Origin of the sequence: Histophilus somni 2336 (assembly GCF_000019405.1) — a bacterium.
Taxonomy (GTDB): Bacteria; Pseudomonadota; Gammaproteobacteria; order Enterobacterales; family Pasteurellaceae; genus Histophilus; species Histophilus somni.
This window is the reverse complement of sequence record NC_010519.1, coordinates 1,953,892-1,969,438: the sequence shown is the minus strand read 5'-3', so window position 1 is coordinate 1,969,438 and position 15,547 is coordinate 1,953,892. Positions and strand designations below refer to the sequence as shown.

The following is a 15,547-nucleotide window of genomic DNA, read 5'->3' as shown; positions in this document are numbered from 1 at the left end:
CCCCCTATTGGTTATAGGATTTAAACACTTCACTTTCACCGTTTTTCTTAATCAAAACAACATCATAAGGATCTTTGCGTCCGCCGTATGCTTCACCGTCCATACCTGGTGAACCAATTGGCATTCCCGGTGCAGACAAGCCTATTGCATCGGGTTTTTCTGCGAGTAAACGTTTGATATCCTCAGCAGGTACATGTCCTTCAATCACATAGCCATCAATCACGGCTGTGTGGCAAGAAGCATGTTCATATTTAATGTTAAAGCGCTTATGAGCATCATAATTGCCTGTTTCGTTGACTTTAACCTCAAAACCGTTTTTCTGCATATAGCTGATCCATTCATTACAACAGCCACAAGTCGGGCTTTTCCACACTTCCATAGAAAGTGTTTGTGCTTGAGCAAAAGCGGTTATGCCTAAACTTAAAAGCAACAATGAGCGGGTGAATTTATGTAATTTCATAAGATGTCCTTATTTTTTATTGAGATTGAATGGACATCATTTTAAAGCTTAACCTAGGGTTAAGGTCAAGTAATCTGAAAAAATTCTATCATTTGAAAATTTTTCTCAAAATCCTACTGCTTGTAGTAGAGATATGCCAACGTACCATCCACTATTATTTTTTAAAATGTGATCAGAATTATTATTTATGATGTTCTGAATGACCACCTTGAGTATTCGGCATATTCATATTAGGGTTCATTTCTTGATGCATCTTCATCATTTCTTCAGGCGTTATTTCGCCCGTCATCATTTGGTTGTGCATTTCTGTTATTTGTTTAGCATCCATTTGCATTGAATGAGTCATTGCTGGTGTAGTGGGTTGATAGCCTGCTGAAATAGGATCTGCCATGCCAAAGATCATAGCAAAGTGACTCACAAATAAGAAAATCACAAGATAAACCGCATGTAATTTAATTTTTGCACTATCCACGAGATTTTTATGAATAACTTTTAATTCCATGAGTAAAATAATAAAAATAGGAAAGGTAGCTAATAATAGTGATGCAATTGATGCGATATCTACCCAACCACGCCATTCAGTAATAGTCGGTACGATAAAACGCTTACAAACCGACCGTATTGACTTACTCTATCAACACCGTGTTGATCCCAATGTGCCGATTGAAGAGGTGGCTGGCGCTATTAAAGATTTAATGAAACAAGGCAAAGTTTTGAATTGGGGCTTGTCGGAAGCAGGCGAGAAAACCATTCGCAAGGCACACGCTATTCAGCCTTTAACCGCCGTACAAAGCGAATACTCGTTGTTTTTCCGTGGTCGTGAAAAAGATGTCATTCTCGTTTGTGAAGAATTAGGGATTGGGTTTGTGCCTTGGTCGCCGCTGGCAATGGGAGCATTGGCTGGTTATGTGGACGAGAACAGCCGTTTTGAGGCTGATCCAAGCAAAGATTTGCGTGGTATTATCCCACGCTTTACACCCGAAGCGATGCAACAAAATGTGAAGTTAATCCAGCTTGTGCAAAAATGGGCAAAACGCAAACTTTGTACGCCTGCACAGCTTTCTTTGGCCTGGCTAATGGCACAGAAAGCGTTTATCGCGCCAATTCCTGGGACGAGCAAAGCCCGTCATTTGTTGGATAATTTAGGCGCAGACGATGTGAAATTTACCGAAGAAGAATTGGCGCAATTCCGCCAAGAATTAGAAGCCATTGAAATTGTCGGCTTGCGTTTGCCTGAAGCAATTTTGAATTTTTCAGAAGCGAAATAGTTTTCAGATACCTGAAAAAGTCGTAAATAAAAATTCTTTCTTACAGCGGTCGTTTTCATAAAATCCTTTGAAAAACGATCGCACTTTTTCTTGAATATGTAGCAAGATTAGTGGAAGATTTATCGAAATTGAAAGATATTGGGAAAAGGGTAAAACTGGAATCAGACAGATGATTAGGCAAAACGCTATAGTCAATAAGTGTAAAAATGGCATAATCAACTCAATGAATTTATGGACAAATATTATCTGTTTGGTATTTTATAGTAAGTACATTGTGTAAAAATAAAATCTGAAATTTAGTCTTTTTATACTTTATTTTTACGTACTCATACTTCAATCTGGGAAACTTAATATTTAATTAATTGATTTAAAAGAATTTTATAATTTACATTCCTAAGTGATATAGAAACAACCGTTTTGAATTACATATAACTTGAATTTGTCAAAATAAGCAAGCAAATAATAGGAAAGAGTCTTTTAAAACCAGTCTTACGTCGGGCCTACGTAACAAAATAAGTGGCCACCACAATTATGTTAACTATTTCCCTCTTACAAAAGCATTTGTCTTTAATTTCACCATTTTTCCATCAGAATTCTTAAACCAATTATTTATGCCCATAATCTGTTTTTCAGTTAATGTTAGCTTTCTTCTGAGCTGATTTAATGTGTCTTGTATAAAATTTAAGTCATTCTCTGGATTATGCTGAATAAATGATTGAAGCCAATATTCAGCAGCATAAACAGCTTGTAAGTTTTGGTATGTATACAAAGGATATGCCTCACCATACATAATCACTCTTATGTAACTTTCATCTTTTTGAGATATTTGCCCTGTAAGTTCATAGTTATGATAGATTTCATTTAACTTTTGAGATTTTATAATCGAGGTTAAATGCGATAGTTTTTCAAATCTTAAGGTCAGGTATGCATTAACAGCATTATTGTCCAAATAATTATGTACTTCGTCATCGTGTATGGATGTGAAATTATCTTGCTCAACATCTACTTGCTTATCCGTTTTATCATTTGTTGTTGGCTCATGAAGTAAACATCCCTTTGTGATATCAACTATTTTCTCTTTAGGATTGACTACATTCTGACCGTTCTTATTTTGAGCACAAGACGGTCCTGAAAAAGAGATATTGCCAAGTTCATTTTGAACAACAATAGCTTTGCCTGATGTAATCATTCTACTGCAAAATTGACATTTCACTGTATCAGTAAAATCAATCCTAATTTTTTTCCACATAACATATCTCTCCATATAGTGAGTAATAAAAATACTTCTTAACTCTCTTCATTGATGAAATAATTGCAAAAATAACTTTGATAGAGGATAAATATATGAATTTCCCTCCAACTCGATGGAAAATATTACACCAGTATCAAACTGAGCTAGAGCTCTGGGTTGAACAAGCCACAGAAGAGCATATCAAGCAATACTTGACTGAAATTCACGGATGTGTATACCCAGATGACTGGGAAAATGTGCGTATATCCCATATGTCATCTCAAACTCATATTTTCCATAGCTGTGAACATTGCCTAGAACTTATCTCTGCGATATTAACAATCTCACAACTAAGCAGACCCGATCTAAATGGTCTACTGTGTGACAGAAAGCTATAATATTTTTTCTCTTTGTAAGTAAAAGAGTTTTAAGTAGATTTTAACCGCACTTTTGCAAAAAATGAACGCAGATAACCCGCTTGTAAGGAGAATTCTATGCGTTACATCAAATATAGTTTATTTCTTGTTTCTACAATGCTAATTTCAGGCTGTGCTGAACTCTCAGCAATTAACGATAAGGTTGGGGATTGGGCCGGGCAAATGAATCAGACGCTCTATGGCTCTAAAGACGGCTCTGTTGAACAGCATAATGGGCGACAAGTTTATACTAAAACCCGAAATGGTAAGTACGTTTATCAAGATTCCGGCACATTGCAGTTGAAGCGGAATATTGATGATGTATTCCTGAAAGTTCGTCGGGAATTTGGCTTCCGCCCAACGAATGCTGATAGTGACTCCCGTAAAGTTTATCATACGGTACAAGGTACTTTTTACCATGTTTCCGGCTATTTTGAATCTGATGTAGATACTGATGGGGTACACTTAGGTGAAAACTACTTGGAAGTTATCATTGAAAAAGGCAGTAAAAATCAGGTGAATGTTGAATGGAAAGCAACTGGTAGTGCTAGATGGCTCGATAGTGCAAAACAGCGTTTACTTAATACATTAAAATAATAACTCATATTGCTCCTAGAACCTCTTCCCAGTGGAAACACTGGGATTTTTTATGTCCTTATTTCTCAAATTATTACATCCTACGAGACAATAAGTCGTTGAATGCTATTTAATCAGCACATTACTATTTGCCTATCTGTATTCATTTTAGGAAATAATATGAAATTATTTATTTGTGAAAAGCCATCTCAAGCTCGAGATCTTGCCGGCGTATTGGGTGCTACTTCAAAAGGTGAAGGCTTGCTGGCGACTGCGGATAAATCTATTATTGTCACTTGGGGGTTCGGGCATCTCGTTGAGCAATATCAGCCGGAAGATTATGATGAAGCGTGGAAACGCTGGGCATTTGAAACATTACCCATTATTCCTGCTCAGTGGAAAATGACACCGAAAAAAGAGTCTAAGAAGCAATATTCTGTTGTAATAGGGCTTATCAAAAAAGCAACCTCCGTGGTCATTGCGACCGATGCTGATCGAGAAGGTGAGATGATTGCTCGTGAGCTGTTAGATTTAGCTGGATACCGAGGTCAAATCCAACGTTGCTGGCTATCAGCTCTGGATGATGCCAGTATTCGAAAGGCTCTTCAAACACTCAAATCAGGTAAAGAAACCGAGGCTCTTTACTACGCCGGTATGGGACGTAGCCGCTCGGACTGGTTGATTGGAATGAACTTCTCCCGTTTATTTACCTTAATGGCTCAAGCAAAAGGCTATTCCGGTAAGCCATTGAGCGTTGGTCGAGTACAAAGTCCAACATTAACTCTTGTGGTTAATCGAGATAGAGAAATTGCTAATTTCGTGCCTAAATCTCATTATGCGTTAGCGGTTCAGCTGACAACAACCTCTGGTGAAACTTTCGTTGCCGGGCTTGCAGTACCTGAACAGTATTTGGATGAGTCCGGACTTTGCCTTGATAGTCGTGTCATACAACAAGCCGAAGCTCAAATTAAACAAACAGGCTTAGCCAAAGTGGTGACGGTTGAAACTAAACGAGAGAAAAAATCTCCACCGTTACTCTACGCATTAAGTGATTTACAAGGCGAATGTAACCGCTTGTTTGGCTTTGGGGCTCAGCAGGTGTTGGATATCGCACAATCCCTTTACGAAGAGCATAAAATCACGACTTATCCCCGTACAGACTGTGGTTATCTGCCAGAATCACAATTTTCTGATGTTCCTAACGTAATCCGCTCATTAGTTGCCTCTGATTCAGGGCTACAAACTCTCTTGCCTAAATTAAATTTGCGACAAAAAAGTCGGGCGTGGGACGATAAAAAAATTACCGCTCACCACGGTATTATCCCAACCATTAAAAAAGCTGATTTAAGTAAATTGAGTGAGGAGGAAATGAAGGTCTATGATCTCATTCGCCGCCGATATCTTGCTCAATTCTTACCGCACTTGGAAATGGATAAAACCGTTGCCACTCTGCAATCTAGTGGGCACACTCTGGTTGCTCGGGGAAATGTCATCGTTGCTCAAGGCTGGCGTATCTTGTTTGGCAAAAATGTGGATGAGGAAACTGGTAATGATGATGAGAAACAAGGATTACCTGTATTGACTAAAAATCAGCAATGCAATGTCACTCATTCTGAAGTCCGAACATTGCAAACTAAACCTCCCGCACACTATACAGAGGGGACATTACTCGATGCAATGAAAAATGCCGCTCGCTTTGTGACTGACCCAAGACTCAAACAACGCTTACGTGAAACGGAAGGTTTAGGCACAGAAGCAACCCGTGCCGGATTAATTCAAGGCCTAATTGACAAAGGATTTCTCCTTAAGAAGAAAAAATCACTGGTTGCCTCAGCAGAAGCCGTTGCCTTAATTGATAGTTTGCCGGACTTACTGAAAAATCCCGGTTTAACGGCATTATGGGAACAAGCCCTCAATCAGATTGCCGAAGGTAGTATGACACTTGATGCATTTATGCAAAAGCAAGAAGCATTTGTAAAACAACTTATCGGCAGTTGTATGCAACAGGGAATGTCACTTGGGAATATTGAAATCCGAAAATGTTCAGAATGTGGTAAGCCAATGAGAAAAATCAATCACGCTAAGGGAACATTCTGGGGATGTACTGGTTATCCAGATTGCCAACATAAAGAGGCTGATAAAAAGGTAAAATCAGCTTCAAATAAATCTGCTAAGAAAAGTAGTAATTTAAATGTACTCGATCAACTGAATAAATTAAGAAGCCAGTTATAAATTCAAGTAGATTATGGTATTATCAAGGAACAAAGAACCCGTTTTGTAGATTGTCGGTTATCAATCTACACCAGCCAAAATGTCTCCCAGCATTCTGAGAGGGAACTCCACTTTGTGGGAATGCCAACTAAACATTAAATGGATAATGCCAGCCACATTAGTCTGTTGTAATTGTCTAAATCGTGATTGCAACGTCATAATATTACCCGATTGGGGGGATTATGACGTTGCAATTACTGCTAACTATTCTGAGCCTGAGCCCACAGGTGAATAAAGGGTGCCGTTTGTGTCCTCGATGATGCCACAGATATGCCGATTAAAGACCACAAGGTAATCGGGTAAATTACGAACGAAAATATCAACATTGTCACGAAGGTGCTGCTATTTTCAATATAGTAACTTATATTGGTCTAACTTAAATTTCATTTATTCTTCAAAAGTACAACACCGTTGGTAAGTGATTTATCAACGGTGTTGTCATTTCCAATTCTCTAAAATCAAAATTCAATTCTCAATTAACTTTATGATTCAATATGGCTAAATTATCCTCAATTTAAGACGCTGTATATAACAGCACTTAATAAGTCGCATAACTCCTGAGAAGCGACGGCTATCCTTAGAGGTAGTTGAGTTATTGCCAAAATGTCTCCCAGCATTCTGAAAGGGAACTCTGTAAATTTGCAGGAATGCCAACTCAATCCCTATCATTTCAGTGAATATTCATTGAGATTCCATTTTACTTCCACCTTGCGGGGAACATTTTTCCCGTGTTGGGTAAGGATGTTTCTCCGCTTTTTTACATTTGGAGAAACAAACTATGACAACTCAAACTTCTACTCAAAAAAATTACTTCAATCTACATACTACCGGCATTGGCTATTTAAACGATATTCGTTTAGTAGAGCATAAAAAAGGAAATCCTTTTTATGCTTGTCGTGTTGCAGCTCTTGTTGGCGAATCTGACTCACCAGAGTACAGATATTTTGATATGAATGTAGTCGGTAAAGAAACCGAAACACTCATCAAAAAATGCCAAAAAGCGGTCTCTGAAGAGAAAAAAGTGCTTGTATCATTTGTAATGGCTGATTTGTGGTTCGATACTTTCACTTATTCAAGTGACAGTAAATATCACAAAAAAGGCGATACTGGAGTGTCTCTTAAAGGTCGCTTAATCCGCATCAAAATGATTAAAATTGATGGGGAAATCGTCTATCAAGAAAAACCAAAAGCAGATGAGCAATCTGAGTAATTTTACCCAAGCCCGACAATTTATGTTGGGCTTTACTTTATGTCCCGTAGGGAAACACTCCCTGCGGTGTGTTTTCCTTTATTTTACAATTTTAGGAGAAACACGATGAACTCACTTCAACAATTTGTCAAAACATTATCACCAACAGTCCTTAATGGTCGCCATTTTGATGGTATTGTTGGCGATGTTGTCTTTGTTCAGAACGGCTATGGTAAATGGCTTGATCAAGGCTTTACTATTATTGGTTTTGACAAAAGCATAGAGGAAAAGGATTGGATTTACCTAGATTGGGATTGCTATTGGTTCGGAAAAAATCCGGCACAGGTAATCCCTGAAAAATCTTGGGCTCAATGTTCTTGGCTTGCTAGAGCGTATTCAATCTCTCTTGAACGTTTTAATTCGTTAGGCTTAGAGCGTGAATATAACATTGTGTCTGATTGGGATAACCCCATTTATGGTACAGATATTCAGTTAATTGAACATTCCAAGGAGTTTTTCCGTTGGACTGAAGCCGATGATAGAGGGATTTTCTTAGTTCACAACGAGATGGCTTTTCATTTCTTCAAAAAAGAAATTAAAGCCTCATCGGAACCGGAATACTATCAACCTATTGAGACATTCTGGAAAGATGCTACGGTGGTATTGAACATAGAAGATCTAGATATGTTAGAGCGAGTAGGATTAGAGCAAACTAATACACCTGCTTTAGCAAAATTAACTACGTTTGTACAGGCTGCTCGCAACGAAATTTCCAATGGTAATATCGTATTCTATCGAGCATTTTAACATCTAATACAAAGAGGATTATTATATGAATCGACAAGGTATTTATATCAACGGTAAACAAGTCTTTGACTCTAAAGGCAAAGAGATCAACAGCGTTCAAATCATTAATAGTACAGTGCAAACAGTTGTTGGGATAAATAAAGGTTATATCTCAATGGCTGCCGGCAATAATGTATTAATTGTTGATGGACAAACAATTGCATTAGAACCCTCTCCGACTATCAACATTGAAGTATTTGGCAATGTAACCAACCTCAATGCAGGTTCAGAAAATGTTCGTGTAACAGGCGATGCCAAATCTGTTTCAACTGTCAGTGGTGATGTCACAGTGGATGGTAATGTAACCTCGAATGTGAAAACTGTGAGTGGTGACATTCATTGTAAATCTATTTTAGGTAAAATTAACACAGTGAGCGGTGATATTTATCGCTAATATTGACTATACACCCTATCGGGAAACATTCTCGGTAGGTATGTTTCCCCACTTTTTATTTAAAACTTGGAGAAACATAATGGAAGATTCCTTTTTTGACTTTGATGATATCTCTTGCTATTTAGGACAATGGGAAGCCATCTTAGAAGAATATAGCGATATTGTCAGTATTGAAGACTTTTGGCTTGTTGCCAAAGAATTTGAAACTGTACCACATTTCGGTAATCTGTATCAGGAGCTTGTCATCTCTCGCTTAATTCAACGATTCTGTACTGAATTAGATATTGAGCAAGATTCAGATTTAGTTGAATTTGACTACTATATCAATGCAATAGACACGCATTTTTACATTAATCGCCAAAGAATCTGTGATATAGATGATTGGAATGAAATGTTAGACAAGATTCGTAAAGAAATGACGCCGGCTAAATTAGCTGCCTAATTTTTTGCAAATTTTTACTAAAAACGACTCTTGCCGCAGTCTTAGTCCACCCACTTGGGGAAATACTCCCCTAATGGGTGACATTTCCCCGTATTTTATTTAGGAGAAATGTATGACGTTTGAACTTGGTCGAGTATGTACAACTCGTGCTGTTGCTGAATGTTTCAATCAAAATGCCTTGGTTGAATTGCTTAATCGTTACTGTTATGGTGATTGGGGCAATTTGTGTGAGGAAGATAAATTAGCGAATCAGGAAGCAATGAAATACGGAGGGAGAATTGTAGCTCGCTACGATGTAGATGATGAAAGTCTTTATATCATCACAGAAGCTGATCGTAGCTGTACAACAATCTTATTTTCTTATGAATACTAAGGAGAAATCCGATTAACACAGCACATTATTGTGTTTTCAAACGCCGTCTAATGATGGCGTTTTTTTATTCTCTCAATCAACAACAGAATAAATCATTCAAAATCAGCAATGACTTCGCCATAGTTGGTCTAGATTCCTTTCATACTTGGAGAGATTAAATGAAAACAAAAATATCCTTAATGACTGTTTTTATGCTTGGCTTAAGTGGTTGTGTTCATCAACAGGATACAGCTCAAAATAGTGATGAAATCACACCTATGCCTGATTCATTGCTAACACCTCAAATGCAACAATTACCTCCACAAGACCGTATCGTGTCCAAAGATATTTACCAAGAACAGACTACCTCGAATACCGAAGTGGTACGTGACGGACGCTACACCTTAATCAGTATTGCTCCGGAGGAAGGTCAAAAATATCTGCTTGAACAAGTCGTATCAGTCAAAGTCTCCAATCCTAAAAATCGTTTTACTGCGAATGTCCAGCAAGGTTTGCGTTCTACATTAACTAATACGGGTTTAGATTTGTGTTATCCACCTATCGGAGAACAAGGTAATGCGGTTCAAACACTTTTTACCCGACCTCTTCCAAAAGTTCATTACCAATTCGGTCCGATGAAATTATATGAAGCTCTACAAATGATTGCAGGTCCCGCTTATGAACTAACTCTTAATGATATATCCCGTACGATTTGCTTTAAAGCTCGGGAAAGTTCATTCCAAAACCCTCATAAACCTGCTGTTGCCGTTACAACGACAACAATTAAAACCGAGGTCATTGAGGAATAATGAGGGAAATATCAATGAAGTTTAATTTATGCCGTAAAGCTATACCGTTGGCAGTACTACCTCTTTTATTGTCCTTTGCATTACCTACTCTGGCTCAAAATATGCAAACAGAGACCGTAAGTAGCTCACAATCGACTTTGCAGAAACAAAGCCAACATCAACAATCACAATTAAGTGATAGCCTAAAACAGGCTAAAGAATGGGGATTGACCGTTGAAGAATGGAGTCGTTATACCGAATTAATGAAAGGTGAGCGAGGTATGTGGTCGCCAAATCTAGATCCGTTAACTGCTTTAGGTATCGAAGCACGAACTGCTGAGGAAAGGGAAAAATATGCTCGTATGTTGGCGAAAAAATATTATGAACGAGTGTCAAAAGAACTTGATTTTGACAAAGTTTATCGTCAGGAGTTTGAGAAACTTTATCCGAATGAGCTACCTTTTGAGGTTGAACCACATATTTCTCAATCGGTAGGTCGTGTGGTTTATTTTACCCGTTTTGATAACTGCGATTCTTGTAAAAGTGATCTTGGGAAAATCCTCTCTTACGCAAATAATCAAACACCTCTCGATATTTATATTGTTGGGCAAAACATCTCCGATAATGATATTCGTAAATGGGCTGCCGACAATAATATTGACCCAATAAAAGTCAGTAAAAGATTGATTACCCTTAACCACGATAAAGGCTATTGGCTGAGATATTCGTTAGGAAAAATGCCCGCTGCTTACCAAATCAAACAGGATGGTGAATGGACATCACTCGTGTATTAGTCATTGTTGCAGTCTTTCTTTCCAACATTAGCATTTCTCAGGCAAAGCCCTTCAATGGATTTGGTTCTGAAATTGACAGCTATATTCGTATGGCTGCTCAACGTTATCAGGTGAGTGAAGCAATGCTACGAGGTTTTGTCAAAATGGAAGATGGCTGGTATGGCAACATTTCACCAACAGGAGCAACCGGTGTTGGGCAGTTTACTATGGGAACCTGGAACTGGCTATCTGAAACAGAGAGGGGAAAGCAACTTGGTATGAAGTTGATTACAGCCAAAAATCGGGGTTCTTACGCCGATCCCCGTCGAGATAAATATACGAATACCTTAGCAACGGCATTATTGGCACGTTGGCATATTGAGCAATTTCAACTCCGTAATATCCCTATTACTGATGAGAATTTATATATGGCTCATAATATCGGCTTAGATGGGCTGCATCGAGCAATGATGGGGAAAGCTACTAAAGAAGACATTTTAAATATGCGTCGTAATGGAATGAAAAGTTGGATGACGGTAAGAGACTTTCTCAATTACCAAAAAGGACGTTTTTTAGCACATAAGCAAGAAGCCAATTTTATGACTGTCTCCAAGCAAGGGCATATTCATACCGGAGTTGCAGCTTTCGTTTATCCCACAAGCCAAATGGGAAAATCGGTCAAATGGGTTGAGCCGGATAATAAAATGATTTGGGTTGAACCTAAAAATGCAATGGTTTGGGTAGAACCCCAAAATACTCTTCAGAGGTAAAAATGCAAAACAAGGTAAAAGTATTATTGTTTAGTTTATATGTGTCCCATTTCTCTTGGGCTGATTTAACCGTGATTGCTGATTTCGGTGGTGAAAGTGCGGTACGTTTTTATGAATCTTTGCAACCGGAACACGATGAAAATGCACCAAACTATCCGAATTCCATTTCAGCCTCAGTGAGTGAGGCTGATATTTTACCCATTGTTTCCCATAAACTATCTCCCGGGACTATTAAAGAAAAACCATTTGATTTAACCGGAATGCAAGCCATTTTCTTAATTGGAGCAGATAATACCTCAGCTCAGTGGTTACAACAAAATCGAGAGAAGTTGATCACGTTGAATGCAACAGGGCTTGTAGTGAATGTACAAACACTCTCCGAACTTAATCAATTACGAGACATTGTACCGGAACTGAGAATATTACCAACTCCCGGAGATGACCTTGCAGAGCGAATTGGTATTGCACATTACCCTGTCTTAATCACTGAAAGCGGAGTTTCACAATAATGTCTGCTAAACATACCTTAGAGGCGTGGTTACGACCTCCTGTTGAATTTTTTCCGGCAGCGGTTCACGCTTCTTGTGCCTTTGTCAGTGCTGCAGCTCCTTGGTCTTTGGCACTCCATCCAAGTATCGGTTACAGTATTGCAGCTGGTTTTGGAGCATTGAGCTTTTATCGGGCAAAACAAGGTTGGCAAATTGTGCGTTACCATCGCAACCTGAAACGTTTGCCTAATTATTCAATGACAAGCAAGCAAATTCCGGTCAGTAATAAGTATCTGTTTGTCGGTAAGGGATTTGAATGGAAACCTATTCACACTCAACGGTTACACGATTGTTTTTCGGATAACGGTTCAAAATATCTGGAGCCTTCTAAGCTATTTAAAATGGCTCGTGAGTATGAAAAACGACACGAAAATTGGCTAACACATCTTACCTCAAAGGATAGCCGGTGGAATCTGGTTAGACCTCTGCCACCTGTTGAGGGTATTCCTGCTATCCATGGAATTGAGCCGGATGAGGTTGATGTCGTTCAATCCGTTAGCTCTCGGGTTGGGCATACGGTAGTATTCGGTACAACACGTGTCGGTAAAACTCGTTTAGCTGAGGTCTTTGTTACCCAGGATATCCACCGAGGTAAAACTGCTGATGAGCGTGAAGTGGTAGTCTTCTTTGATCCGAAAGGCGATGCCGATATGCTCAAACGAATGTATGCGGAGGCAAAACGAGCGGGGCGAGAAGATGAGTTTTATGTTTTCCATCTAGGTTATCCCGAAATTTCTGCCCGTTATAACCCAGTAGGACGCTTTAATCGTATTTCGGAAGTCGCTGGGCGTATTTCAGGACAGCTAAGTGGAGCGGGTAACTCGGCGGCATTTAAAGAGTTCGCTTGGCGATTTGTCAATATCGTCGCACGTGCATTAGTTGAATTGGGAAATCGCCCAAACTATGTTCAAATTTCCCAGTTTGTACAAAATATTGATTCATTATTCCTTGATTATGCGGAAAAATTCATTCGTAAAACCGATCCAAAAATTTGGGAAAATTTAGCAACCATCGCCGCTGGACTGGATGAAAAAGCACTTCCTTTCGGAATGAAAGACCGTCCGCTGATTTTTGTGATCAACAAGTACATTGCTGAAAGTGCAGTCTTTGACCCAATTCTACAAGGACTTGCCAGTGCTGTACGCTATGACCGTACCTATTTCGATAAAATTGTTGCCTCATTGTTGCCGTTATTGGAAAAATTAACGACAGGGAAAATTTCTGAGCTGTTATCCCCGGATTATGCTGATATTTTGGATGAACGTCCGATTTTTGACTGGGAATCCATTATTCGTAAACGAGGAATCGTTTATATTGGTTTAGATGCTCTCTCTGATGCGACAGTTGCGGCCGCTGTAGGAAACAGTATGTTTGCTGACTTAGTCTCAATGGCAGGTCATTTATATAAATTTGGGACAAATGACGGATTACCGGGAGCATTCAAAGAAAAATCCAAACCAGTGAAAATTAATCTTCATTGTGATGAATTTAATGAATTGATGGGTGATGAATTTATCCCTCTCATCAACAAAGGCGGTGGTGCTGGAATACAAGTAACTGCTTATACACAAACACTCTCCGACATTGAAGCTCGTATCGGCAGTAAACCGAAAGCGGGACAAACCTTAGGTAACTTCAATACACTCTATATGCTGAGGGTAAAAGAACCGGCTACGGCAGAATTACTCACAAAACAGTTACACGAAGTGACGATTAAACGTAGCACGGTCACGTCCAGTACAACTGACTCCAGTAATCCTGACGATGATAAGGCGTTTAGCTCCAATACCGGACAGCGTATCAGCGAAAGTACCGTTCCTATGTTGGTTCCGGCCAACATTACCAATTTACCAAAAGGACAAGCATTCGCTTTAATGGACGGTAGTAAATTATGGAAAATTCGAATGCCGTTACCTGCTGTCGATAAAGATGATATGATGCCTCAATCTTTACGAGAGCTGACAGATTATATGCGTAAAAACTATCACGTTGTTGAAAATTGGTGGCAACCGGCATTTACAGAATATACGCCGTCCCGAGACATTGCAGAAGCATTTGAAGCGATGTCGGAGCCTCAATATAAAACACAGATAGACCATCAAGTAGATAATTTCGGCATAGATGAACCTTACGATATTGATGAAGAGGAAAATGATGAGTAGTGCCAAAATGAGAGAGGAAAAAAGAACCAATCTATTAGATTTACCAAATAAATACCGTAATTTTAATGGGGAGTTTTCAGCTTCCTGTGGCTTAGATAATGCAGAAGAACTCCTGATTCATAGTCAATCCTATTTTATTGAATGGTTTGAACAAGGTTATTCCTTCCATCAGTTTGCCGAAAAATTCGCAGATCAAGGGCTTTCGTTATGGTCTGCCGATGAAGTATCTATGCGTCACTCGGATAAATCCAAAGATATTTTCGCTTTTTATCTTGCTTTTGATAATAATCCTTCCGGCTATATCCTTGTCCAGTGCCAGCTCGATAGAGAGGATAGTTTGCAATGAGTGAAGAAACTAAAGCTCGCCGAAAATCAGGTTTAATCAACCTGATTTTTGGAAAAATAAATATGTCGCTTGCTGCAATTGCAGTATCTCTCATATTCAGCATTATTTTAGAGTGGATAGGCATTGCTTTCTGGTGGCCGCAAGAAGGGCATTTGCATAGCCAAACGATGATGCTCAATGAGATGCAATGGCTATCGGATGACTTTTCTCAAAGCCTGTTTGCCAAGTCTTCTACTGCTTTTGCAACATCAATTATTGAAAACGTGTATAACTGGTTATTCGTTTATACGGGTGTTAAGGAGTGGTTAACTTCACCGGGTAATGGTAGTATGGAACAGTGGGTACATCACTACGGCAGAGCCTATATTGAATCTGTTATTTATGTGGTGATCACCTTTATTATTCGCCTCATTATTATTGTTTTTACCAGCCCACTCTTTTTATTGACTGCACTTTCCGGTTTAACCGAAGGACTGTCATTACGAGATATACGAAAATTTGGTGCCGGGCGGGAATCAGCCTACCTATACCATCACGCTAGACGTTATATTATGCCAATGATGGTCACAGCTTGGGTGCTTTATTTATCTATCCCGTTTTCAATTCATCCGAACATCATTTTAGTCCCAGCAGCCTGTTTGTTTGGTTTATCCATCTGTATAACTGCGGCGAGTTTCAAGAAATTCTTGTAAATTTCATAAGCCCTTAGCAATAT

General features: G+C 39.0%; 19 protein-coding genes. 15 read left to right on the top strand and 4 right to left on the bottom strand.

What is annotated here, in order from left to right:
• Positions 1 to 4: 4 nt before the first annotated feature.
• Positions 5 to 460 carry a DUF411 domain-containing protein gene (locus HSM_RS08880; RefSeq protein WP_005612095.1) on the bottom strand — a complete coding sequence of 152 codons (456 nt, stop codon included), beginning with the start codon at positions 458 to 460 and terminating at the stop codon, positions 5 to 7.
• 181 nt (positions 461 to 641) lie between these two features.
• Positions 642 to 1,010 (bottom strand): DUF6803 family protein, encoded by a 369-nt coding sequence (locus HSM_RS08875; RefSeq protein WP_308700758.1) that lies wholly within the window; start codon positions 1,008 to 1,010, stop codon positions 642 to 644.
• Here HSM_RS08875 and HSM_RS08870 point away from each other — a divergent pair.
• Positions 961 to 1,728 carry an aldo/keto reductase gene (locus tag HSM_RS08870; RefSeq protein WP_012340839.1) on the top strand — a complete coding sequence of 256 codons (768 nt, stop codon included), beginning with the start codon at positions 961 to 963 and terminating at the stop codon, positions 1,726 to 1,728. The two genes, HSM_RS08875 and HSM_RS08870, sit on opposite strands and share 50 nt — an antisense overlap.
• Positions 1,729 to 2,266: 538 nt before the next feature.
• Here the strand turns inward: HSM_RS08870 and HSM_RS08865 are convergent.
• Entirely contained in the window at positions 2,267 to 2,977 is a 711-nt protein-coding gene (locus HSM_RS08865) for a hypothetical protein (protein ID WP_006248874.1), read from the bottom strand.
• Between the two features lie 476 nt (positions 2,978 to 3,453).
• Here HSM_RS08865 and HSM_RS08855 point away from each other — a divergent pair, with 476 nt between their 5' ends.
• Together HSM_RS08855 and HSM_RS08850 are read left to right on the top strand one after the other, a co-directional pair.
• Entirely contained in the window at positions 3,454 to 3,972 is a 519-nt protein-coding gene (locus HSM_RS08855; protein ID WP_006248876.1) for a hypothetical protein, read from the top strand.
• 159 nt (positions 3,973 to 4,131) lie between these two features.
• On the top strand, positions 4,132 to 6,183 hold the full coding sequence (locus HSM_RS08850) for a DNA topoisomerase III (RefSeq protein ID WP_012340838.1): 2,052 nt from the start codon (positions 4,132 to 4,134) through the stop codon (positions 6,181 to 6,183).
• A 60-nt stretch (positions 6,184 to 6,243) separates the two neighbouring features.
• Here the strand turns inward: HSM_RS08850 and HSM_RS10915 are convergent, their stop codons facing one another.
• On the bottom strand, positions 6,244 to 6,381 hold the full coding sequence (locus tag HSM_RS10915) for a hypothetical protein (RefSeq protein ID WP_155242642.1): 138 nt from the start codon (positions 6,379 to 6,381) through the stop codon (positions 6,244 to 6,246).
• A 619-nt stretch (positions 6,382 to 7,000) separates the two neighbouring features.
• On the opposite strand from HSM_RS10915, the gene HSM_RS08845 reads away from it, so the two are divergent.
• From HSM_RS08845 to HSM_RS08790, 12 genes are all read left to right on the top strand, one after another.
• Positions 7,001 to 7,432 carry an STY4534 family ICE replication protein gene (locus tag HSM_RS08845; RefSeq protein ID WP_006248878.1) on the top strand — a complete coding sequence of 144 codons (432 nt, stop codon included), beginning with the start codon at positions 7,001 to 7,003 and terminating at the stop codon, positions 7,430 to 7,432.
• Positions 7,433 to 7,537: 105 nt separating this feature from the next.
• On the top strand, positions 7,538 to 8,218 hold the full coding sequence (locus HSM_RS08840) for a hypothetical protein (RefSeq protein WP_012340836.1): 681 nt from the start codon (positions 7,538 to 7,540) through the stop codon (positions 8,216 to 8,218).
• A 25-nt stretch (positions 8,219 to 8,243) separates the two neighbouring features.
• Positions 8,244 to 8,651, top strand: a complete 408-nt coding sequence (locus HSM_RS08835) for a hypothetical protein (RefSeq protein WP_006248880.1) — start codon at positions 8,244 to 8,246, stop codon at positions 8,649 to 8,651.
• A gap of 79 nt (positions 8,652 to 8,730) precedes the next feature.
• The gene (locus HSM_RS08830; protein WP_006248881.1) at positions 8,731 to 9,093 is read left to right on the top strand and encodes a hypothetical protein; all 363 of its coding nucleotides are present in this window, start codon (positions 8,731 to 8,733) and stop codon (positions 9,091 to 9,093) included.
• Positions 9,094 to 9,205: 112 nt separating this feature from the next.
• Positions 9,206 to 9,466: a hypothetical protein gene (locus HSM_RS08825; RefSeq protein WP_006248882.1), complete on the top strand. Its 261-nt coding sequence runs from the start codon at positions 9,206 to 9,208 to the stop codon at positions 9,464 to 9,466.
• 158 nt (positions 9,467 to 9,624) lie between these two features.
• Complete coding sequence (gene pilL2, locus HSM_RS08820; protein ID WP_006248884.1) at positions 9,625 to 10,254, top strand: PFGI-1 class ICE element type IV pilus protein PilL2; 630 nt, start codon at positions 9,625 to 9,627, stop codon at positions 10,252 to 10,254.
• On the top strand, positions 10,254 to 11,027 hold the full coding sequence (locus tag HSM_RS08815) for a TIGR03759 family integrating conjugative element protein (RefSeq protein WP_006248885.1): 774 nt from the start codon (positions 10,254 to 10,256) through the stop codon (positions 11,025 to 11,027). Before pilL2 ends, HSM_RS08815 begins: the two co-directional genes overlap by 1 nt.
• Positions 11,006 to 11,776: a lysozyme family protein gene (locus HSM_RS08810; protein ID WP_012340835.1), complete on the top strand. Its 771-nt coding sequence runs from the start codon at positions 11,006 to 11,008 to the stop codon at positions 11,774 to 11,776. The genes HSM_RS08815 and HSM_RS08810 overlap by 22 nt, the downstream gene beginning before the upstream one ends.
• A 2-nt stretch (positions 11,777 to 11,778) precedes the next feature.
• Entirely contained in the window at positions 11,779 to 12,285 is a 507-nt protein-coding gene (locus HSM_RS08805; protein ID WP_012340834.1) for an integrating conjugative element protein, read from the top strand.
• Positions 12,285 to 14,486: a type IV conjugative transfer system coupling protein TraD gene (gene traD, locus HSM_RS08800; RefSeq protein WP_012340833.1), complete on the top strand. Its 2,202-nt coding sequence runs from the start codon at positions 12,285 to 12,287 to the stop codon at positions 14,484 to 14,486. Before HSM_RS08805 ends, traD begins: the two co-directional genes overlap by 1 nt.
• Positions 14,479 to 14,832, top strand: a complete 354-nt coding sequence (locus HSM_RS08795) for a hypothetical protein (protein ID WP_006248889.1) — start codon at positions 14,479 to 14,481, stop codon at positions 14,830 to 14,832. Before traD ends, HSM_RS08795 begins: the two co-directional genes overlap by 8 nt.
• On the top strand, positions 14,829 to 15,524 hold the full coding sequence (locus HSM_RS08790) for a TIGR03747 family integrating conjugative element membrane protein (RefSeq protein WP_012340831.1): 696 nt from the start codon (positions 14,829 to 14,831) through the stop codon (positions 15,522 to 15,524). Before HSM_RS08795 ends, HSM_RS08790 begins: the two co-directional genes overlap by 4 nt.
• Positions 15,525 to 15,547: the final 23 nt, after the last annotated feature.